At 72.7% G+C, this 20944-nt stretch carries 17 protein-coding genes and 1 riboswitch; of the genes, 10 read left to right on the top strand and 7 right to left on the bottom strand.

Translation table 11 applies throughout. From position 1 onward, the window contains the following. Positions 1 to 58: 58 nt before the first annotated feature. Together BIV23_RS07765 and BIV23_RS53870 are read right to left on the bottom strand one after the other, a co-directional pair. A complete protein-coding gene (locus BIV23_RS07765; protein WP_071380006.1) occupies positions 59 to 1102 on the bottom strand; it encodes a glycoside hydrolase family 10 protein in 1044 nt (347 codons plus the stop codon). Between the two features lie 239 nt (positions 1103 to 1341). Further along, positions 1342 to 2265, bottom strand: coding sequence for a family 43 glycosylhydrolase (locus BIV23_RS53870; protein WP_079173005.1), 924 nt, complete (start codon positions 2263 to 2265; stop codon positions 1342 to 1344). Between the two features lie 240 nt (positions 2266 to 2505). On the opposite strand from BIV23_RS53870, the gene BIV23_RS07770 reads away from it, so the two are divergent. Beyond that, positions 2506 to 3036 carry a universal stress protein gene (locus tag BIV23_RS07770; protein WP_071380007.1) on the top strand — a complete coding sequence of 177 codons (531 nt, stop codon included), beginning with the start codon at positions 2506 to 2508 and terminating at the stop codon, positions 3034 to 3036. Between the two features lie 362 nt (positions 3037 to 3398). Continuing rightward, on the top strand, positions 3399 to 5354 hold the full coding sequence (locus BIV23_RS07775; RefSeq protein WP_071380008.1) for an APC family permease: 1956 nt from the start codon (positions 3399 to 3401) through the stop codon (positions 5352 to 5354). Between the two features lie 39 nt (positions 5355 to 5393). Here the strand turns inward: BIV23_RS07775 and BIV23_RS07780 are convergent, their stop codons facing one another. Beyond that, positions 5394 to 5987, bottom strand: coding sequence for a DUF1707 SHOCT-like domain-containing protein (locus BIV23_RS07780; RefSeq protein ID WP_071380009.1), 594 nt, complete (start codon positions 5985 to 5987; stop codon positions 5394 to 5396). Between the two features lie 127 nt (positions 5988 to 6114). On the opposite strand from BIV23_RS07780, the gene BIV23_RS07785 reads away from it, so the two are divergent. After that, positions 6115 to 6510, top strand: a complete 396-nt coding sequence (locus BIV23_RS07785; RefSeq protein WP_071377990.1) for a TOBE domain-containing protein — start codon at positions 6115 to 6117, stop codon at positions 6508 to 6510. 10 nt (positions 6511 to 6520) lie between these two features. On the opposite strand, the gene BIV23_RS07790 is transcribed toward BIV23_RS07785, so the two are convergent. Beyond that, positions 6521 to 8122: a helix-turn-helix domain-containing protein gene (locus BIV23_RS07790; RefSeq protein ID WP_071380010.1), complete on the bottom strand. Its 1602-nt coding sequence runs from the start codon at positions 8120 to 8122 to the stop codon at positions 6521 to 6523. A 209-nt stretch (positions 8123 to 8331) separates the two neighbouring features. Here BIV23_RS07790 and BIV23_RS07795 point away from each other — a divergent pair, with 209 nt between their 5' ends. Both BIV23_RS07795 and BIV23_RS07800 read left to right on the top strand, forming a co-directional pair. After that, positions 8332 to 9156 (top strand): FAD binding domain-containing protein, encoded by an 825-nt coding sequence (locus tag BIV23_RS07795; protein WP_071380011.1) that lies wholly within the window; start codon positions 8332 to 8334, stop codon positions 9154 to 9156. After that, the gene (locus BIV23_RS07800) at positions 9153 to 11894 is read left to right on the top strand and encodes a molybdopterin-dependent oxidoreductase (protein WP_071380012.1); all 2742 of its coding nucleotides are present in this window, start codon (positions 9153 to 9155) and stop codon (positions 11892 to 11894) included. Before BIV23_RS07795 ends, BIV23_RS07800 begins: the two co-directional genes overlap by 4 nt. On the opposite strand, the gene BIV23_RS07805 is transcribed toward BIV23_RS07800, so the two are convergent. Next, complete coding sequence (locus BIV23_RS07805) at positions 11809 to 12297, bottom strand: molybdopterin-dependent oxidoreductase (RefSeq protein WP_071380013.1); 489 nt, start codon at positions 12295 to 12297, stop codon at positions 11809 to 11811. The two genes, BIV23_RS07800 and BIV23_RS07805, sit on opposite strands and share 86 nt — an antisense overlap. A 208-nt stretch (positions 12298 to 12505) precedes the next feature. On the opposite strand from BIV23_RS07805, the gene modA reads away from it, so the two are divergent. Genes modA through BIV23_RS07825 form a run of 4 tightly spaced genes read left to right on the top strand, consistent with a single transcriptional unit; the run spans position 12506 to position 15774 of the window. Continuing rightward, entirely contained in the window at positions 12506 to 13342 is an 837-nt protein-coding gene (gene modA / locus BIV23_RS07810) for a molybdate ABC transporter substrate-binding protein (RefSeq protein WP_071380014.1), read from the top strand. Continuing rightward, positions 13339 to 14199, top strand: coding sequence for a molybdate ABC transporter permease subunit (gene modB / locus BIV23_RS07815; protein WP_071380015.1), 861 nt, complete (start codon positions 13339 to 13341; stop codon positions 14197 to 14199). The genes modA and modB overlap by 4 nt, the downstream gene beginning before the upstream one ends. Before the next feature lie 41 nt (positions 14200 to 14240). Continuing rightward, positions 14241 to 15326: an ABC transporter ATP-binding protein gene (locus BIV23_RS07820; RefSeq protein ID WP_071380036.1), complete on the top strand. Its 1086-nt coding sequence runs from the start codon at positions 14241 to 14243 to the stop codon at positions 15324 to 15326. 28 nt (positions 15327 to 15354) lie between these two features. After that, the gene (locus BIV23_RS07825; protein WP_071380016.1) at positions 15355 to 15774 is read left to right on the top strand and encodes a TOBE domain-containing protein; all 420 of its coding nucleotides are present in this window, start codon (positions 15355 to 15357) and stop codon (positions 15772 to 15774) included. A gap of 79 nt (positions 15775 to 15853) precedes the next feature. Here BIV23_RS07825 and gcvP read toward each other — a convergent pair whose 3' ends face one another. Beyond that, complete coding sequence (gcvP, locus tag BIV23_RS07830) at positions 15854 to 18739, bottom strand: aminomethyl-transferring glycine dehydrogenase (RefSeq protein ID WP_071380017.1); 2886 nt, start codon at positions 18737 to 18739, stop codon at positions 15854 to 15856. Positions 18740 to 18912: 173 nt separating this feature from the next. Next, positions 18913 to 19007, bottom strand: a riboswitch (glycine riboswitch). Between the two features lie 119 nt (positions 19008 to 19126). Between gcvP and BIV23_RS07835 the strand changes: the two genes are divergently transcribed. Further along, a complete protein-coding gene (locus tag BIV23_RS07835) occupies positions 19127 to 19498 on the top strand; it encodes a PRC-barrel domain-containing protein (protein WP_071377999.1) in 372 nt (123 codons plus the stop codon). 23 nt (positions 19499 to 19521) lie between these two features. Here BIV23_RS07835 and BIV23_RS07840 read toward each other — a convergent pair whose 3' ends face one another. Further along, a complete protein-coding gene (locus tag BIV23_RS07840) occupies positions 19522 to 20913 on the bottom strand; it encodes a DNA polymerase IV (protein ID WP_071380018.1) in 1392 nt (463 codons plus the stop codon). Positions 20914 to 20944: the final 31 nt, after the last annotated feature.

The raw sequence follows: 20944 nt of genomic DNA on the forward strand, positions 1-20944 counted from the left end.
CGAGGTGCGCACCGGCCCCGACGTGCGTCCAGGGGCGGCTACTGACCGTGTCCGGGTGCTAGCTCAGCGCCTCCCGCAGTGCCTGGTACGCCGGTTTGGGGTTCAGCTGCTCGTCCCAGGGCAGGGCGGCACCCTCGCCGGGGAAGACCCCCGGGATCCAGGAGTACTTGTCCGTGTAGTCCCAGACGGTGATGCCCACACACCGGCGCACGGCCAGGCAGGCCTGTGTCAACTGCCGGTACCAGTCGGCCTGTTCGGCCAGCATCGCGTCGGTCGCGGGCAGCCGCATCCGTACGTCGGCCTCGGTGAGCGCGGTGTCCAGGCCGAGGCCGGAGAAGCGGCTCAGGTTGCCCTCGATCGTGGTGGGATAGCCGTACTGGAGCGCCAGATGGGTCTGGAAGCCGATGCCGTCGAGCGGGACGCCTTCGGCTCTGAGGTTCTTGGCGAGCGCGTAATAGGCGTCGCTCTTCGGGCCGGTCGCCTCTATGTTGTAGTCGTTCAGGTACAGCCTGGCGTGCGGGTCGGCCTCGTGGGCCCAGCGCAGCGCGTCGGCGATGTAGCCGGGGCCGAGCGTCTTGTACCAGAGGGACTCGCGGTAGGTGCCGTCGTCGTTGAAGGCCTCGTTGACGACGTCCCAGGAGTACACCTCGCCGCGGTAGTGCCGCACCTCGGTGGTGATGTGCTGCCTCAGCACGGCCCGCAGCGCGTCGGCCGTCCACTGCTTCGAGGTGAGCCAGTCGGGCAGCTGGCTGTGCCAGACCAGGGTGTGGGCGCGGACCTGCTGGTGGTTCTCGCGGGCCAGGTTCACGATCTGGTCGCCGGCGGTCCAGTCGAAGACGCCCTGCCGGGGTTCGGTGGCGTACCACTTCATGCCGTTGCCCGGCGTGATCATGTCGAACTCGCTGCCGAGGATCTTCGTATAGGCGCTGTCGGTGAGTTCGGGGTTGTCGGTGGCGCTGCCGAAGTACCGGCCGTGGCGCCGGGCGAGATCGGCGAGCGTGGGCTGCCGGTCATGGGCCTGGGCGGCGGGGCCGGTGGCGACACCGGCGGCGACGAGGACGGCCGCGAGGACGCCGGCGAGTCTCAGACGTGTCTTGGGCATGGTGCGGCTCCGATCTGCGGGAAGGGGGGTGCTCGGCCCTTGGTGACGCCGGCGGTGAGGCCGACGACGAGCTGGCGCTCGGCGACGGAGTGGACGGCGTGCGCGGGGAGGCCGACGGAAAGCCACGGCGGGACGGCGCAGGGTCGCCCATCGTGTACTCCTTCGAAGTTCACCGCATCCCGGTGGGCCGAGTGGGCCGAAACATTCGAGAAAAATCCCGAACGTTCCGAACCGCGACTCTAGAAAGGCCCGTTGGGAGCGTCAAGGTGTCGTGCACGCGGGGTCTGAGACTGAGGGCGCGTAGCCGAACCACTCGAAGGCGCCCGGGCGCGGGTCCGGCGCGCCGGTGGGCGCGGATGTCGACGGCCAGGGTGACCGGGCGGTCCGTCGGTACGGGGTGTTCGGCGACGCGCTGACGCAGCCGGCCGTTCCGGGCGAGCACGGCCGCCGTGCCGCCGGCCACCTCCAGGTCCTCGTGGTGCCCCTCGTCCGGCCGGACCGGCAGGCCCGCCCGGGCCGCCGGGTGAGGGACCAGCAGCGCGCGGGCCGACGGTGCGGGGAGATCCAGCACGGGGCGAGCACGGGGGCGGTGAAGTCGTCGCGCACCGGCGGCTGTTCGAGCGGCGCCGGGCGGCCGGCGCCGGATGGCTCTCCCGCACCGGGCCCACCCGGGGCCAGCCGTCGGCCCACTCCACCGGCACCAGGAAGGTCTCCCGGCCGAGGACGTGGAACTCCGGGAACCAGTCGCGCGGCCGGGTGCCGAGCAGCACCATCCACCGGCTGCCGTCAGCGGCCTGGACCAGGTCGCTCTGGCCGGTGCAGCGGACCGGCAGGCCGGTGCCGCGGTGGCGCAGCAGCGGGTTGCCGGGGGGCCGGTTCCGAGGGGCCGTGCGGCGCTCGGGCACGGGCGGCCGGGACGCCGTGCCGAGCGCGGTCCCGCCCCCGGCGAGCAGCAGGTACCACCACGCGCCGATCCGGTACGGATGCGGGGCCCCGGAGTCCCTGAGGCCGGTGCCCGACCACATCGGGAGCGGGCCCTCCAGCACCGTCCCCGTGCGCGGATCGACGCGGGCCACGCTCACCCCGCCCTGGCTGCCGCCAGTGCACCGGGTCCCGGCTGTGGAGGAGCGGGACACGGGGAAGTACGCGAAGCTGGAGCACACGAGGCATGGCTCACCTCACAGCGTTCGAAAGTTTCGATCGTGGCGGCGAACTTTATCGGCGGGGCGCGCCGCGGCGGAGGGTCGGGAGAGCTTCGGCGGAGGAACGGGAGAGCGGTGTGCGCCCCGGCTGGTCGAATCCTCCGCGCGGGGGTGGGATGGAAGGGAGCAAGGGCCTTGCAGCGGGCACGTCCGCACGCTCACCCGGGCGTCGTCCGCCAGGGCGCGAGGAGCGGTGGAGCGATGTCCGGTTACGACACCTCGGCGGTGGCTCGGGTGGTGGTCGGCGTGAGCGGCTCCCTGGGCAGCGTCACGGCCCTGCGCCGGGCCACCTCGCTGGCCCGGCGGCTGGGCGCCGAACTGTGGACCGTGCTGGCCTGGGAGCCGCCGGGCGGCGACCCCGCCGCACGCCGCTCCCCCGCCGGCGGTCCGGCGGCCGAGGAGTGGCAGCGGCTGGCCCGGCAGCGGCTGATCGCGGTGCTGGAGGAGATCTTCGGCGGGGACGGCCCGGGGGTGCCGATCCACGCGGTCGTCGTCCGCGGCCCACCGGGCCCGGCGCTGGTGGCGACCGCGGACCGCGAGGACGACGTCCTGGTCGTCGGCGCGGGGCGCCGCGGACTGCACCGCGCCTTCTCCGGCCGGGTCTCCCGGCACTGCCTCGCGCACGCCGTCTGCCCGGTCCTCGCCGTACCCCCCTCCCCGCTCCAGTCCCAGCTGCTGTCGGTCCACCGGCGGAACACATGGCATCTGCGCATGGACCTCCGCCGGCTCTAGGAGCGGTCCGGCACCCGACCATGGTCACGCACCGTGGTCGTGGGTCGTGCCGCCAGGCGGCCGACGGCCACCATGAGGACGTCAGGAAAGCGTTCTGCTGCCGTGAACGCACGCCGGGCCATGACGCCGGGTGAGGGTCACCGGAATGCCCGCGGACGCGCCACCGGCGGGATCGTGGCCCAGGCCACACCGCTCCCGGCCTCCGCTGTTGATGCGACCGGGTCGGCCGCCGGTCATTCTTAACGCAAGTTTGACGCCCACCGAGCCGAGATCCATAGGCCCAGACGTCACTCTCTGCATACGCTGGTGCGGCCGTCCGCGTGATGGCCGGAAAGAGCTGAGCCGCACACAGGAGCACGCCGATGGCCACGACCGAACACCCTCCTTCCAGCCGATTGCGCACCTGGATGCTGGAGGGGCTGTCCGACATGGGCAAGCCCGGTGGCCACACGGGTCCCCACGCCGAACCGGAGCCCCCGCACAAGGGCCAGCGCTGGTGGCGGGTGATGTGTCTGACCGGTGTCGACTACTTCTCCACCCTTGGCTACCAGCCGGGTATCGCGGCCCTCGCAGCCGGTCTGCTCGGGCCGATCGCGACCATCGTCCTCGTCATCGTGACGCTGGCCGGCGCGCTTCCGGTGTACCGCCGGGTCGCCGAGGAGTCTCCGCACGGCGAGGGTTCGATCGCCATGCTGGAGCGGCTGCTGTCCTTCTGGCAGGGCAAGCTCTTCGTGCTCACGCTGCTCGGCTTCGCCGCCACCGACTTCCTGATCACCATCACGCTCTCCGCCGCCGACGCCTCGACCCACCTGGTGGAGAACCCGCATCTGACGAGTGCCCTGCACGGCCACCAGATGGTCATCACGCTGTTCCTGGTCGCCCTGCTCGGCGCGGTCTTCCTCAAGGGCTTCCTGGAGGCGATCGGCGTCGCGACGGCGCTGGTCGGCGTCTACCTCGCGCTGAACGTCGTCGTCGTGATCGTCGGCCTCTACCACGTCATCACCGCGGGCCATGTGATCACCGACTGGTCCAACGCGCTGACCGTGCAGCACGGCAACATCTTCGTGATGATCGGCCTCGCGCTGCTCGTCTTCCCCAAACTCGCGCTCGGCCTCTCCGGGTTCGAGACCGGCGTCGCCGTCATGCCGCACGTCCAGGGCGACCCGGACGACACCGAGGAGACGCCGACCGGCCGGATCCGGGACACGAAGAAGCTGCTGACCACGGCCGCGATCATCATGAGCGGCTTCCTGATCACCTCCAGCTTCATCACCACACTGCTCATCCCGGAGAAGGACTTCAAGACCGGTGGCCAGGCCAACGGACGTGCGCTCGCCTACCTCGCGCACGAGTACCTCGGCGGCGCCTTCGGCACGGTCTACGACGTCTCGACCATCGCCATCCTGTGGTTCGCCGGCGCCTCCGCCATGGCCGGTCTGCTGAACCTGATGCCGCGCTATCTGCCCCGCTACGGCATGGCCCCCCACTGGGCCCGCGCGGTGCGCCCGATGGTCATCGTGTTCACTCTGATCGCCTTCCTGGTCACCTGGCTCTTCGACGCCAACGTCGACGCGCAGGGCGGCGCCTACGCCACCGGTGTGCTGGTGCTCATCACCTCCGCGGCGATCGCCGTGACCATCGCGGCGCGCAAGGCCGGGCAGCGCAAGTGGACCATCGGGTTCGGCGTGATCTCGGTGGTCTTCATCTACACGACCGTCGTGAACGTCATCGAGCGGCCGGACGGTGTGAAGATCGGTGCCTGCTTCATCGTCGGCATCATCCTGGTCTCGCTGCTGTCCCGGCTGGCCCGCGCCTTCGAGCTGCGCGTGACCAGCGTGACGTTCGATCCGCTGGCTGAACGATTCATCCGGGACATGGCCAGCCGCAAGATGCGGTTCATCGCCAACGAGCCCGGGCACCGGGACAAGGCCGAGTACCGCGACAAGATCGAGCAGATCCGCGCCGACAACGACATGCCGGAGCAGGAGGACTTCGTCTTCGTCGAGGTGACGGTCACCGACCCGTCCGAGTTCGAGGCAGGCCTGACCGTGCGCGGCGAGGTGCTGCACGACCGCTACCGGGTGCTGACCCTGGAGTCCGCGTCCATCCCGAACGCCCTGGCCGCGCTCCTGCTCAACGTCCGCGACATGACGCGCTGCACCCCGCACATCTACTTCGAGTGGACCGAGGGCAATCCGTTCGCCAACTTCCTGCGCTTCTTCCTCTTCGGCCAGGGCGAGGTCGCCCCGGTCACCCGCGAGGTGCTGCGCGAGGCGGAGCCGGACCGGGAACGCCGGCCGCGCGTGCACACCGGCTGAGGCCCGGAGCGGACAGCGCCGGGCCCGACGGGCTCGGCGCTACTTCCCGAACCACCGCCGGGGCGGCCGTACGTCCACCTTCCCCATGCTGATCCGCCCTCCTATCCCCACCCGGAGCACGACCGGCGCCTCGGGACCGCGGGCCGGGCGGACCCTGGTCTTGCTGTAGCCGACCGCCAGCGCGTCCGTGTCGACGACCATGCCGGGCCGGGTGATCAGGCGCAGGGTGCCGCCGCACAGGTCCAGGTCGATGTCGAGGGTGTCGTGCGTGAGCACGGCGTCGGAGAAGTCCAGGGTCACGTTTCCCCACGCGCACACGATCTCCAGCCGCCGGGGCACGATCCAGGGGCCCTCGCGGGTGGCCGAGGCGTACTGCTGCTCGATCCGGACGACGTCCTTGGCCGCCGCCGGCACCGCGGCGGCACCGGCCTGCACCGGCAGGTCGGCGGTGAGCACGGCCAGCTGCCCGAGCGTGCGGGCGGACAGCGCCGCCGCCACGCGCTCGTCCAGCTCCTCGTGGGTGAGCCGTCCCTCCCCCGCGGCGGCGGCGAGCGCCTCCACCACCCGGTCGCGGTCCGCGTGCGAGGCGCGCAGCCCGTCCGGCACGTCCGCGTCCACCATGTCGGCCGTCATCCCCTCACCCCGTTTCAGCAGGCTCCGTGCGGAGCCGTCACCATCGAGAACTAACGTTATATCGCGTTATACCTGACGGCCAACCCCACGTCCATGGTTCCCGGCGGCTGGCCCTATCGTGACCGGCATGCAGTCCTACACGATCGGCCAGGCGGCGCGGCTGCTCGGCGTGAGCCCGGACACCGCCCGCCGCTGGGCCGACGCGGGCCGGGTGGCCACCCATCGCGACGAGGCCGGGCGCCGGCTCATCGACGGCCGCGCCCTCGCCGCGTTCTCGGTCGAACTGGCCAAGGCGGCCGGCGGCGAGGAGGACGCCTCCTACACCTCCGTCCGCAACGCCTTCCCCGGCATCGTCACCGCGATCAAGCTCGGCGACGTCGCCGCCCAGGTCGAGATCCAGGCGGGCCCGCACCGGCTGGTGTCCCTGCTGACCCGGGAGGCCGTCGAGGAACTGGGCCTGGAGGTCGGCATGGAGGCCACCGCGCGCGTGAAGTCCACCAACGTGCACATCGACCGCGTCTGACCCGGCGGAGTCAGCGGCAGAGCAGCGCCGCCCACAGGTCCAGCCGGTCCCGCAGCCGCGACAGGTCGCGCCCCGTCAGTCGCTCGATCCGCTCCACCCGGTAGTGCACGGTGTTGACGTGCAGATGCAGCGCCTGCGCCGTGCGCGCCCAGGAGCCGTCGCAGGCCAGGAACGTCTCCAGGGTGGCGAGCAGGACCGCGACGGGCGGCCGGCCGGTCTCCAGCAGCGGGCCGAGCACCGTACGGGCATAGGCGCTGCGCACCTCGGCCGGGACACCGGTGAGCAGCGCGTCGAGGGTGGTGAGGCTGCGGGCGTCGGTCAGGCGGGAGGCGTCGGGCGCGGTGGTCCGCGCCGAGGTGAGGGCGTACCGGGCCCGCCCGAGCGCGGCGCCGAGTTCGTCGGGCCCCGCCGCGGGTGCGCCGGTGCCGCCGTGCAGGACCACCCCGGGCACGCACCCGGCGACCAGCGGCCACACCTCGTCCGCCCAGCCGTCCGGCACCCCGGGCAGCACCGCGAAGGCACCCCCGTCCGGCAACCGGCCGACGGCCGCCGCACCCCCTGGCCCGCCCTCCGCTCCCGCCTGCGCCCCGGCCCCCTCGGCACGCGCGGCCACCACCAGGGCACCGCCCGCGTCGCGGGCCGCCACCGCATGCCCCGCCAGTTCCGTCAACGCGCCCTCGGCGAGCGGCCCTTCGTCCGGCCCGGGCCGGCGCGTCCCGGCGTCCGCGACGAGGACCAGGTACGGCCCCGTCTCCGGCAGCCCGCAGCGCCGTAGCGCCGCCTCCACCATGCCGTCCTCGCGCGCGTCCGGGGCCGACAGCAGCGCGCCGAGTTCGTCGGCCGCGCGGAGCCGGGCCGAGGGGCGCCGGGCCGCGGCCTCCTGGCAGTGGGCCAGCACAGCGGCGACCTCGTGCAGCATGCGCGGCGGGGCGGCGTCCGGGTCGGGCAGGTACAACAGCTGTCGCTCGTACGGCGAGACACCGCGCGCGTCGACGGAGGCGGTCACCCCGGTGCCGTCCGCGACGAGCGCGACCGCCTCCCGCGGGGGCACCGGCGGGGCGCCCTCGGTGGCGGCGACCGTACGGCCCGAGGGCGTGAAGACGTAGGCGGCGGTCGGGCCGAGGTGGGCGAAGGCCTCGGCGAGCACGGCGTGCGGGCCGGCCTCCTGGGCGAGCAGCCGGCTCAGCCGCACGCGCGCGTTCTCCGGCAGCGCGTGATGCCGGCTCAGTCCGCCCCACTGGCGCAGGTACACGGTGTCGGTGATCGACCGGAACATGATGTGCGCGGGCACCCCGGCCACCGGCACACCGTGGCGCACACACGCCTCGACCAGGTCGTCGGGAACGTTCCCGTGTGTCTCCTCGCCCGCGAGCAGCGCGGCGGCCCCCGCCTCCTTCAGGGCCGAGACGAACCGCTCCGCCCTGCCGGAGCCGCCGTCGGGCGACCACCACACCAGCCCGCTGAGGACCACCTCGCCGGGCCGCACGAACCGGGCCGGGTCCTCGAGGTCCGTGACCGTCACTCCGCTGATTTCGCGCCGCAGCAGCGCGTCCTCCGCCCACAGCAGGCGCAGCCCGAGGGAGGCGTCCCCCAGGAGGTGTTCGACGTGCATGTGCTGGCTCCTCGTACGGCCGCCGCGGGGTGAGCGATCCCCCGGCCTCTCGCATTCACCAGGCGAGTGCGAGATAAAACATCGTAAATGCCAGGCTGCCGCAGTGGAATGCCTCTTGGTTGATCCTCCAGTCCCAGGGCCTGCGGCGTCGGTGTTTCCGTGCCCCGCACCAGTCGTCCCGACCGGTTCCCGTTGGTTCACTTCCGGCCATGGACCTGAACACGGTGGCCGAGATACGAGACGCCCGGCGGCCCGCGCCCTGGCGGCCCGGGGACGCCTGGCTCGGCGGCGGGACGTACCTGTTCTCCGAGCCCCAGCCGCACCTGCGGCGTCTGGTGGACCTGAGCCGCATGGGCTGGACGCCGGCACAGCGGCACCCGGACGGCTCGCTGGAGCTGGCCGCCACCTGCACCATCGCCCAACTGTCCGGCTGCGCCCGGGACTTGCCCGCCCTCGCGGCCCCTCTCTTCGAGCAGTGCTGCCGGGCATTCCTCGCCTCGTTCAAGATCTGGAACACGGCGACCGTCGGCGGGAACCTGTGCAACGGACTGCCGGCCGGCCCGATGATCTCCCTCACGGCCGCGCTCGACGGCACCTGTCTGCTCCTCGCCCAGGACGGATCCGGACGCCGCCTGAAGGTCGCCGACTTCATCACCGGCGCGGGCCGCAAGGATCTCGCCGAGGGCGAGCTGCTGCGCTCGGTCACCCTGCCCGCCCGCGCCCTGTCCTGCCGTACGGCGTTCCGGCAGGTCTCGCTCTACGGTCTCGGGCGCTCGGCCGCCCTGGTCATCGGGACCCTCGACCCGGTCGACCACTCCCTCACGGTCACCGTCACCGCGGCCACGGTGCGCCCGGTGCGGCTGTGGTTCCCGCTGCCGCCGACGGCCGCGGCGCTGCGGGCGGCGATCGAGGGGGCCGTCACGGAGGGCGAGTGGTTCGACGACATCCACGGACTGCCCGAGTGGCGGCGGCACATGGCGCTGCGGCTGGCGGAGGAGATCCGCCGGGAACTGACGGAGGAGGAGCGGCGATGAGGGTCGAGGTCAACGGACGGTCCCATGAGGAGGATCCCCGGCCGGGGCAGTGCCTGCGCACCTACCTGCGCGAGCGCGGCTGGTTCGGCGTGAAGAAGGGCTGTGACCAGGGCGACTGCGGCGCCTGCACGGTCCACGTGGACGGCGAGCCGGTGCACAGCTGCCTCTACCCCGCCTTCCGCGCCGACGGCCGCAGCGTCACCACGGTCGAGGGCCTGGCCGCCCCGGACGGCGAACTCCACCCCGTGCAGCGCGCGTTCCTCGACGCCCAGGGCTTCCAGTGCGGCTTCTGCACGGCCGGCTTCCTGATGACCACGGCAGCGCTCAAGGAGGACCAACTCGCGGATCTGCCAAGGGCGTTCAAGGGCAACCTGTGCCGCTGCACCGGCTACCGGGCCATCGAGGACGCCGTGCGCGGGGTGAAGAACGTGGAGGCGCCCGCGCCCGGCGAGTCCGTCGGCCGCAGCCTGCCCGCCCCGGCCGGGCCGCAGGTCGTCACCGGCACCGCCCGCTACACCTTCGACATCGACGTACCGGGCCTGCTCCACATGAAGCTGCTGCGCTCCCCGCACGCCCACGCCCGTATCCTCGCGATCGACACCTCCGCCGCCCTGCGCGTCCCCGGCGTGCACGCCGTGCTCACCCACCACGACGCCCCGGAACGGCACTTCTCCACCGCCCGTCACGAACACCCCGAGGAGGACCCGGACGACACCCGCGTCCTGGACGACACCGTCCGCCACGTCGGCCAGCGCGTCGCCGCCGTCGTCGCCGACAGCGAGGCCGCCGCCGAGGAGGGCTGCCGGCGGATCGAGGTGACGTACGAGGTGCTGCCCGCCGTCCTCGACCCGGAGGACGCCATGCGGCCCGGCGCCCCGGTCGTCCACGCCAAGGACTCGGCGACGGCCCGCATCGCGCGCCCCGAGGCCAATGTCGTCGGCGAGGCGCACGGCGAGATCGGCGACGTCGAAGCGGGCTTCGCGGCGGCGGACGTCGTCTACGAGGACACCTTCCGCACCCAGCGCGTCCAGCACGCCAGCCTGGAGACGCACGGCGCCGTCGCCTGGATCGACGAGGACGGCCGGCTCACCGTCCGCACCAGCTCCCAGACGCCGTTCCTCACCCGCCGCGCCCTGTGCGCGCTGTACGACCTGCCCGAGGAACAGGTCCGGGTGCTGGCGGGCCGGGTCGGCGGCGGGTTCGGCGGCAAGCAGGAGATGCTGGTCGAGGACATCGTGGCGCTCGCCGTGCTGAGGCTGCGCCGCCCGGTGAAACTGGAGTACACGCGCGCGGAGCAGTTCTACGGCGCCACCACCCGGCACCCCTTCACGATCCGGGTGAAGGCGGGCGCCCGCCGCGACGGCACCCTCACCGCGCTCCAGCTGCGCGTCGTCGCGAACACAGGCGCGTACGGCAACCACGGCCCGGCCGTGATGTTCCACAGCGTCGGCGAGTCCATGGCCGTCTACCGCGCCCCGCACAAGAAGGTCGACGCCTACTCGGTCTACACGCACACCGTCCCGGCCGGCGCCTTCCGCGGCTACGGCCTCGGTCAGGTGCTGTTCGCGGTGGAGTCGGCGCTGGACGAGCTGGCCCGCCGACTGGAACGGGATCCCCTGGAGTTCAAGGCCCGCAATGTCATCGGCGCCGACGAGCCGATGCTCACCCCGGGCGGCCACGAGGAGGACCTGCACATCGCGAGCTACGGCCTCGACCAGTGCGTGGCGATCGTGCGCCGGGCCCAGGCGGAGCCGGTGTCCGAGCCCGTCCCCGCGGGGTGGCTGGTCGGCGAGGGCGCGGCCCTGGCGATGATCGCGACCGGTCCGCCCGGAGGCCACATCGCCGACGCCAGGGCCGCCCTGCTGCCGGACGGCACCTTCGATCTGGCCGTCGGCACCGCCGAGTTCGGCAACGGCACCACGACCGTGCACCGGCAGATCGCGGCCGGGGAACTGGCCACCACCGTCGACCGGATCGCCGTCCGCCAGTCCGACACGGACGTCGTACGGCACGACACCGGCGCCTTCGCCTCCACCGGCACGGTCGTCGCGGGCAAGGCCACCCTGCGCGCCGCCCGCGCCCTCGCCGACCAGTTGCTGGACTTCGCCGCCGCCCACCTGGCCGTCCCGCGCGCGGACTGCCGGCTGACGGAGGAGGCCGTGCTCCACCCGGGCGGACGCCTGCTGCTGAAGGAGGTGTACGCCGCCTCGCGCACCGTCGGCCTGGAGCTGAGCGCCGACGGGCACTTCGGCGGCACCCCGCGCTCGGTCGCCTTCAACGCGCACTGGTTCCGGGTGGCGGTCGACCCCGGGACCGGCGAGATCCGCATCCTGCGCAGTGTGCACGCGGCCGACGCGGGCAAGGTGATGAACCCGATGCAGTGCCGGGGGCAGGTCGAGGGCGGGGTCGCCCAGGCACTCGGCGCCACCCTGTTCGAGCGGGTCCTGCTGGACGAGCGGGGCGCCGTCGACACCGCCGCCTTCCGTCGCTACCGGCTCCCGCAGTACGCCGACGTGCCGCGCACCGAGGTGCACTTCATGGAGACGGCGGACGCGATCGGCCCGCTGGGCGCCAAGTCGATGAGCGAGAGCCCGTTCAACCCGGTCGCCCCGGCCCTGGCCAACGCGCTGCGGGACGCGACGGGCGTGCGGTTCACCGAGGTGCCGCTGCTGCGTGACCGGGTGTGGCGGGCGCTGGAGCGCCACAGCGGTAGCCGCCGTCCACGCGGATCGCGGTGATCCCGCTGATGTGCCGAGCGCCGCACCGGTCCTGCGGGAGGACCAGCTGGGGCCCGGCCGCGTCCAGCGGGGTCTCGTCGATGCGCACGCCCAGCAGGACGGGCGCGTCCGCGAAGTCCGGGTCGATCTCGGCCCAGGACAGCACCGCGTGGTGGCCGTCGGTGCCGGTGACGGCGATGAGGAAGCGCAGCCGGTCCTTGCGGCGCGCCGGGTCGAAGTCCGGGCCGGCGTCGGCGAGGACGTCGTACAGGCGCGGTCCGGTGAAGCGGTGGTGCTGGATGCCGCTGGTCGCGCAGTCGAAGCTGACGTCCGCCCGGTGCTGCGGCCAGCGCAGCAGCTCCGGAACGGTCAGCCGGACGGGACGGGCCAGATCACCGGTCAGGGCGAGTTGCGCGAGCGCCATCTGCGACCACCTCCCGCAGGACGGTACCCGCAGGAGTGCGCCGTACAAACGCACATGCGAGCCACATGTCACAAGTTTGCAGCTCATGCGATGTGACAGGAGACTTACCCCTGGCAGATGCGGCATTATCGTCGCCGCACGGCCGGTTTCTCCCCGGCCGCGACAGGGCGCGACACTTGTTCCACAGAACGCGAGGAGTAGACCCGTGATGACCCGTTCCGTGCACCGGACCCGACGGATGCTGAAGGTTGCCGGTGCGGGAGCCGCCGCCCTGCTGGCACTCAGTGCCTGCTCCTCGTCCACCGACTCGGCCACGTCCAAGGACAGCGCGAGCTCGGCCGCGGCCGGCTCCTCGTCCTCGCCGAAGCTCTCCGGCAACGTCACCGTGTTCGCGGCCGCCTCCCTCAAGGAGAGCTTCACGGCCCTGGGCAAGGAGTTCGAGCAGCAGCACCCCGGCACCAAGGTCAGCTTCAACTTCGGCGGCAGCGACACCCTGGCCGCGAGCATCACCAGCGGCGCCCCGGCGGACGTCTTCGCCGCCGCCAGCCCCAAGACCATGGCGATCGTCACGGGCAAGAAGGACGCGGCCCGCACGCCGGCCACCTTCGTCCGCAACCAGCTGGAGATCGCGACCCTGCCGGGCAACCCGCACAAGGTGGCCTCGCTGAAGGACCTCACCGCGTCCGGCCTGAAGGTCGTGCTGTGCGACAAGACCGTGCCGTGCGGCGCCGCCGCGCAGAAGGCCCTGGACGCCAGCCACCTCAAGCTCACCCCGGTCTCCTACGAGCAGGACGTCAAGGGCGCCCTGAACAAGGTGGAGCTGAAGGAGGCCGACGCCGCGGTCGTCTACAAGACCGACGTGCACGCCGCCGGTGACAAGGTGCAGGGCGTGGAGTTCCCCGAGTCGGCCGAGGCGATCAACGACTACCCGATCGTGCTGCTGAAGAACGCGCCGAACACCGAGGCCGCCAAGGCGTTCATCGCCCTCGTGCGGTCCGCCGAGGGGCAGAAAGTGCTGAGCGAGGCCGGGTTCCTCAAGCCGTGACCTCGCCTCTCGGACCCGACGCCGCGACCGGTCCCCGCACGGGCCGGCCGCGGCGTCGCCGCGTCGGCACCGGGGGCCGGCGCGGGGTGCCGTTGCCGCTGCTGCTGCCGGGCCTGGTGGCGCTGGCATTCCTGCTGCTGCCGCTGCTCGCGCTGATCGTCCGCGCGCCCTGGCGGACGCTGCCGGACCAGCTCTCCAGCACCCAGGTCTGGCAGGCGCTCCAGCTGTCCCTGGTCAGCGCGACGGCGGCGACGGCCGTCAGCCTCGTCCTGGGCGTGCCCCTGGCCTGGCTGCTGGCCCGCACCGAGTTCCCCGGCCGGGGATTCGTACGGGCCCTGGTGACCCTGCCCCTCGTGCTGCCGCCGGTGGTCGGTGGTGTGGCCCTGCTGCTGGCCCTCGGCCGCAACGGCGTGATCGGCAGGTGGCTGGACGCCTGGTTCGGGATCACGCTGCCGTTCACCACCACCGGGGTGGTGATCGCGGAGGCGTTCGTCGCGATGCCGTTCCTGGTCATCAGCGTCGAGGGCACCCTGCGCGCGGCCGACCCGCGCTACGAGGAGGCGGCGACCACCCTCGGCGCGTCCCGCTTCACCGCGTTCCGCCGGGTCACCCTGCCGCTCATCGCCCCGGGTATCGCGGCCGGCGCGGTCCTCGCCTGGGCCCGCGCGCTCGGTGAGTTCGGCGCGACGATCACCTTCGCGGGCAACTTCCCCGGCCGCACCCAGACCATGCCCCTCGCGGTCTATCTCGCCCTCCAGGACGACCCCGACGCCGCCATCTCCCTCAGTCTGGTCCTGCTCGCGGTGTCGATCGCGGTGCTGGCCGGGCTGCGGGACCGCTGGATGACGGGAGCGTGAGCGTGGCCGCCGACCCCGGGCGTGTGCGAACGTACCGTCCCATGACCGACATCGACGCCCCCGAGGCCGCCCCGACGCGGGTGGGCGACGAGGGGCTCGACGCCCGGCTCGTCGTCGACCGGGGCGCCTTCCGCCTGGACGTCTCCCTCACCGCCGCCCCTGGCGACGTCGTCGCCCTGCTCGGCCCCAACGGCGCCGGCAAGACCACCGCCCTGCGCGCCCTCGCCGGTCTCGTCGCGCTCACCGACGGGCATCTCCGGCTCGACGGCGCCCCGCTGGAAGACACTCCCCCGGAGTCCCGCCCGGTCGGCGTGGTCTTCCAGGACTATCTGCTCTTCCCGCATCTGACCGCCCTCGACAACGTGGCCTTCGGGCCGCGCTGCCAGGGCGTCCCCAGGGCCGAGGCCCGAACCCAGGCGGCCGCGTGGCTGGAGCGCATGGGGCTCGCCGACCACGCCCATGCCAAGCCGCGCCGGCTCTCCGGCGGGCAGGCCCAGCGGGTGGCCGTCGCCCGGGCCCTGGCCACCCGCCCGCGGCTGCTGCTCCTGGACGAGCCGCTGGCCGCCCTGGACGCCCGCACCCGCCTGGAGGTCCGGGCCCAACTGCGCCGTCATCTGGCCGAGTTCGAGGCCGTCGCCGTCCTCGTCACGCACGACCCGCTGGACGCCATGGTGCTCGCGGACCGGCTGGTCGTCATCGAGCACGGCCAGGTGGTGCAGCAGGGCACCCCCGCCGACATCGCCCGCCACCCGCGCACCGACTACATCGCCCAGCTCGTCGGCCTCAACCTCTACCGGGGCCGGGCGGACGGACACGCGGTACGGCTCGACGCCGGGCCCTCGCTCACGACCACCGAGGAGCTGTCCGGGCCCGTCTTCGTGGCGTTCCCGCCGAGCGCCGTCACCCTGTTCCGGGACCGGCCGACCGGCGCCAGCGCCCGGAACCTGTGGCGCTGCGAGGTCGAGGGCATGGAGACGCACGGCGACCAGATCCGCGCCGACCTCACCGGCGAGCTCGCACTCGCGGCCGACCTCACCACGGTCGCCGCGGCCGAGCTGGATCTGCACCCGGGCGCAGCTGTCTGGGCGACGGTCAAAGCGACGCAGACCCACGCATACCCGGCTTGAGCGACCGTGCGCCCTACCGTGGGTGCCCATGACCCTGAGCATCCGCAATCAGCTGCCCGGCGCCGTCACCGCGGTCCAGTCGGGCGAGGCGATGGCCACCGTGAAGCTCCGCCTCGGCGGCGGGCAGCACCTCATGGCGGCGATCACCCTGGAGGCCGCCGAGGAGCTCGGCCTCGCCCCCGGCTCGCCCGTGCGCGCCCTCGTGAAGTCGACCGAGGTCTCCCTCGCCACCAGCCGGGTCGAGGGCCTGTCGATCCGCAACCAGCTGCCCGGCGCGGTCACCGGCCTCGTCACCGGTGCCGTCATGGCGACCGTGCGGATCACCGTCGACGGCGGCGAACTGACCGCGGCGATCACCAAGGACGCGGTCGAGGAGCTCGGGCTCTTCGTCGGCTCCGACGTGGTCGCCCTGATCAAGGCGACCGAGGTGGCCCTCGCGACGGAGTGACACGGCGAGGGCCCCGCCCGGGAATCCGGACGGGGCCCTCGATATCACCGCCCGCCGACGCACCGGCGGGCGAGGGGTGTCAGTCCTCGTACGCGTCCAGCGGCGGGCAGGAGCAGACCAGGTTGCGGTCCCCGAAGGCCTGGTCGATCCGGCGCACCGGCGGCCAGTACTTGTCGGCGGCCGAGACACCGGCCGGGAACACGGCCTCCTCGCGGCTGTAGGCGTGCGCCCAGTCGCCGCCGAGCGCGGCGGCGGTGTGCGGGGCGTTCCGCAGCGGGTTGTCCTCCGCCGGCCACTCGCCCGCGCCGACCTTCTCGATCTCCGCGCGGATGGCGATCATCGCGTCGCAGAACCGGTCCAGCTCGGCGAGGTCCTCGGACTCGGTCGGCTCGATCATGAGCGTGCCGGCCACCGGGAAGGACATGGTGGGCGCGTGGAAGCCGTAGTCGATGAGCCGCTTGGCGACGTCGTCCACGCTGACGCCGGTCGCCTTGGTCAGCGGGCGCAGGTCGATGATGCACTCGTGCGCGACCAGGCCGCCGGGGCCGGTGTAGAGCACGGGGTAGTGCGGCTCCAGGCGCTTGGCGACGTAGTTCGCCGACAGCACGGCGACCTGCGTGGCCCGCTTGAGACCCTCGCCGCCCATCAGGCGGACGTACGCCCAGGAGATGGGCAGGATGCCCGCGGAGCCCCAGGGGGCGGCCGAGACCGGGCCGACGCCCGTCTCCGGGCCGGCCGCGGGCTGGAGCGGGTGGTTCGGCAGGTACGGCGCGAGGTGCGAGCGGACCGCGACCGGTCCGACGCCGGGGCCGCCGCCGCCGTGCGGGATGCAGAAGGTCTTGTGCAGGTTCAGGTGCGAGACGTCACCGCCAAAGTGGCCCGGCTTGGCGAGGCCGACCAGCGCGTTGAGGTTCGCGCCGTCGACGTACACCTGGCCGCCCGCCTCGTGCACCCGGGCGCAGATGTCGGCGACGTGCTCCTCGAAGACGCCGTGCGTCGACGGGTAGGTGATCATCAGCACCGCCAGCTCGGCGCGGTGCTGCTCGATCTTGGCGCGCAGGTCCTCGACGTCGATCTCGCCGTCCTCGGCCGTCTTGACGACGACGACCTTCATGCCGGCCATCACGGCGCTGGCCGCGTTGGTGCCGTGCGCGGAGGACGGGATCAGGCAGACGGTGCGCTGCTCGTCGCCGTTGGCACGGTGGTAGCCGCGTACGGCGAGCAGACCGGCCAGCTCGCCCTGGGAGCCGGCGTTCGGCTGCAGGGAGACCTTGTCGTAGCCGGTGACCTCGGCGAGACGTTCCTCCAGCTCGCCGATGAGGGTGAGGAAGCCCTGCGCCTGCTCGGCCGGCGCGAAGGGGTGCAGCCCGCCGAACTCGGGCCAGGTGACCGGCTCCATCTCGGTGGTCGCGTTGAGCTTCATGGTGCAGGAGCCCAGCGGGATCATGCCGCGGTCGAGCGCGTAGTCACGGTCGGCGAGCTTGCGCAGGTAGCGCAGCATCGCGGTCTCCGAGCGGTGCTGCTGGAAGACCGGGTGGGTGAGGTAGTCGTCGCCGCGCAGCAGCGCCTCGGGCAGGGTGTCCGCGGCACTCGCGTCGAGCGCCGCTATGTCGCCCGCGACGCCGAAGGCCGCCAGGACGACGCCCAGCCGGTCCCGGTCGGTGGTCTCGTCGCAGGCCGCGGAGACGTGGTCGGCGTCGACCAGGCGCAGGTTCACGCCGTTCTCGCGGGCGGCTGCGACGACCTCGGCGGCCCTGCCGGGCACGCGCGCGGTGACGGTGTCGAAGAAGGCGCCGTGGACGACCTCGACACCGCCGGCCCGCAGGCCCTCGGCGAGCAGCACGGCGTACCGGTGCGTCCGCCGGGCGATGATCCGCAGCCCCTCCGGGCCGTGGTAGACGGCGTACATGCCGGCCATGACGGCGAGCAGCACCTGCGCGGTACAGATGTTGCTGGTCGCCTTCTCACGGCGGATGTGCTGCTCACGGGTCTGGAGCGCGAGCCGGTAGGCCTTGTTGCCGTCGGCGTCGACGGAGACGCCCACGAGCCGGCCGGGCAGGCTGCGCGCGAACTTCTCCTGCACGGCCATGTAACCGGCGTGCGGACCGCCGAACCCCATCGGCACACCGAAGCGCTGTGTGGTGCCGACGGCGATGTCCGCGCCCAGCTCGCCCGGCGAGGTCAGGAGGGTCAGCGCGAGCAGGTCGGCGGCGACGGTGACGAGGGCGCCCAGCTCGTGCGCCTGGTCGATGACCGGCTTGATGTCGCGTACGGCACCGGAGGCGCCCGGGTACTGGATCAGTACGCCGTTGATCTCGCGTGCGGCGATGTCGGCCGGGATGCCCTCGCTGAGGTCGGCGACGACGACCTCGACACCGGTCGGCTCGGCGCGGGTCTCGATGACGGCGATGGTCTGCGGCAGCGCGTCCGCGTCGACCAGGAACAGACCCTTCTTGTTCTTGCCCATGCGCCGGGACAGCGCCATGGCCTCGGCGGCCGCCGTGCCCTCGTCCAGCAGGGAGGCACCGGAGGTGGGCAGCCCGGTCAGGTCGGCGACCATGGTCTGGAAGTTCAGCAGCGCCTCGAGCCGGCCCTGGGAGATCTCCGGCTGGTACGGCGTGTAGGCCGTGTACCAGGCGGGATCCTCCATGACGTTGCGCAGGATGACGGGCGGGGTGAACGTGCCGTAGTACCCCAGCCCGATCATCGAGCCGAGCACCTCGTTGCGGTCGGCGAGCGCGCGCAGCTCGGCGAGCACCTCGGCCTCGGTGCGGGCGCCCGGCAGGTCGAGGGCGTCGGCGTTCTTGATCACGTCGGGGACCGCGGCTGCGGTCAGCTCGTCCAGCGACCCGTAGCCGACCTGCGCGAGCATCTTGGCCCGCGCCTCCTGGTCGGGCCCGATGTGGCGCTGTTCGAAGGGAACACCGGCTTCGAGCTCCGAGAGCGGGATGCGGTGAGCGGTCATTGCGGAGGCCTCCTGGTCTGACGCGACCTTCGAAGGGCACCACGGTGCGGTGCCCCGACGGCCTCCCCCTCTGTCATCTCAACCTGAGAGCTTCACCGGGCGCCCGAGAGGCCCGGCTTTCACCGTCGGTGAGAGCGGAAGCCGTCGACAACCGCCCTGCTTTCCAGAGTGACCTCGTCCGTGCGGTACGTGAGCCTGAGAGATTCCGGGGAGGATTTGCTCCTTCGGCGCCTCCGAGGTGGTCGGAGGACTCTCCCGCACGGGTTCAGCAGCCGTTGTCAGACTACCAGCGAGGTCAACGCCCGAGCTCTCGAGTGGCCGCCTCCGCGAATGTGCTCTTTTGTAGTGCTTACGAATGAGTTGCGACCATGTGGAGGGAGAGCGACCGTGCAGACCGACATCGATCCGCGCAACCTGATCGGCCGCAAGGCGTTCGACCGCAGCGGCGCCAAGATCGGCACCGTCGACGAGGTGTACCTGGACGACGCGACCGGCATACCCGAATGGGCGGCCATACGCACCGGCCTCTTCTCCCGCGACGCGTTCGTCCCGCTGGAACCGAGCGAACTCGTCGAGGGCACCCTCCACGTCCCCTTCGACCGCGCCCTCATCAAGGACGCCCCGGACTTCGGCGTGGGCCGCCATCTCTCCCCCGAACAGGAACTCCAGCTCTACCACCACTACGGCCTCGACACGGCCCTGCCCCCACCGCTCCCCGACCGGGACTTCGGCAAGCTGGCGGGGTCGGAGGAGAGCTGAGGGCAGCGCGCACAAGGTTCCTTTCAGGCGTCGGCAGCGGCATCGGCAGGGTGGCCGGGCCGGGGTCCGGGCTCTTCCTCCTGAGGATCCGGCACCAGCGGCAGCGGCTCCCCGGCCGCCAGCGCGGGGTCGTCGACGGAGAACGTCCGCACCCGCCCCGGAGGAGACTGCGGTGTCTCGAACCGCACCGTCACCCGCCCCAGCCCACTCCCCTGCACCCACCCCGGCCCGTGCTCGGCATGCCGCACGTCCTGTCCGGCCCGCCACTGCGGGGCGACGGGCTCCGGCGGCTCCACCACGGCCTCGGCCACGACCTCCTCCGGCGTCTTCGCCACCCGCGAGTCCATGGCCTGCGCGAACAGATCCTCCTGTGTGTAGTCGGCGAGCCCGGAGACGCCCACACCGAGCAGGCGCACCCCGCCCGTGGTGTCGACGGAGTCCAGCAGCCGCGCCGCCGCCTCCCGGACCACCGCCGGATCATCCGTGGGCCCCCTGAGCGTCTCCGAACGGGTCAGCGTCGAGAAGTCGTACCGCCGCACCTTCAGCACGATCGTCCGCCCCGACAGCCCGGCCCCCCGCAGCCGCCCCACGCACCGGTCCGCGAGCCGCTGCACCTCCGTCCCGATCCGCAGCCGGTCATGGATGTCCACGTCGTAGGTGTCCTCGACCGACACCGACTTCGCCTCCCGCTCGGCCACCACGGGCCGGTCGTCACGGGCCAGCGCCATCGCGTACAGCGCGTGGCCGTGCGCCTTGCCGAGCAGCCGGACCAGCTCGTCCTCACCCGCCTCGGCCAGCTCCTCGACCGTGGTGATCCCGGCGCGGCGCAGATGGTCCCCGGTCGCGGGGCCCACGCCCGGCAGGGTCCGCACCGGCATCGGCCCGAGCAGCGCCCGCTCGGTCCCCGGCTCGATGACCCGCAGACCGTCCGGCTTCGCCTGCTCGGAGGCGATCTTCGCGAGCATCTTGGACGCGGCGAGCCCCACCGAACCGGTCAGCCCCGTGACCGCCCGGATGTCCGCGCGCAGTTCGTTCCCGGCCAGCCGCGCCGACTCCTCGTCCCAGGCCGTCCCGCCGGCCTCCAGATCCACGAACGCCTCGTCCAGGCTGAGGGGCTCCACCAGCGGCGACAGCTCCCGCAGCAGCGCCATCACCTGCTCGCTGATCGCCCGGTACACCCCGAAGCGCGGCACCAGATACGCGGCGTTCGGCGCCAGCCGGCGGGCCTGGCCCATGGGCATCGCCGAATGCACCCCGAAGGTCCGTGCCTCGTACGACGCGGTGGCCACCACACCGCGCGGTCCGAGCCCGCCGACCACGACCGCCTTCCCGCGCAGGCTCGGCTTGGCTGCCTGCTCCACCGAGGCGTAGAAGGCATCCATGTCGAGATGCAGGATGGTCGGCGCGTGTCTCACATCTCCGATGCTGCACCACGCCACTGACAAT

It is taken from the genome of Streptomyces monashensis (genome assembly GCF_001866665.1).
Classification (GTDB): domain Bacteria; phylum Actinomycetota; class Actinomycetes; order Streptomycetales; family Streptomycetaceae; genus Streptomyces; species Streptomyces monashensis.